Source organism: Acinetobacter sp. TUM15064, assembly GCF_008980265.1.
GTDB lineage: Bacteria > Pseudomonadota > Gammaproteobacteria > Pseudomonadales > Moraxellaceae > Acinetobacter.
The window spans coordinates 1-425 of record NZ_BKFU01000240.1; the positions used below are offsets into that span (position 1 = coordinate 1).

The following is a 425-nucleotide window of genomic DNA, read 5'->3' on the forward strand; positions in this document are numbered from 1 at the left end:
CACATCACACTGTGTTCGGTCGCTGGTACAGATACCCCAACCACACCTGTTGCATTGTAATATTCTTCGGCATAGTCGATTGAAGCAACCGAGTCTGTTCCAATAAAACTGGTTAAATGCCCCACACCCGATTGTGCAGCATCATAAACTCCACCCATGCCACGGCTACTAAAATCGTGTCCTTGCACAGATACAAAATCGAGTGGTGCGCCAGTTTTTACGGCATATTCAGTTAATAATCGTTTATACTCGTAGGCAATCGTTGCTGTAGTACAGCTTTTCCAAAGCTCAGCACTTAACACGGTTTCAATATAGTTGGTTAGCCAAAAGAAACGCGGGTCGGTATTAATAACGGTGAGCACGGGTACACGCATATTGACGCGGCTGCCTTCTGGCAAAGCTTTAATGCGTAATGGTAAATAGCC

General features: G+C 45.4%; 1 pseudogene. It reads right to left on the minus strand.

The annotated features are described in order from the left end of the window. A pseudogene (locus tag GBI16_RS18615) lies at positions 1-425 on the minus strand (nicotinate phosphoribosyltransferase); the annotation flags it as partial.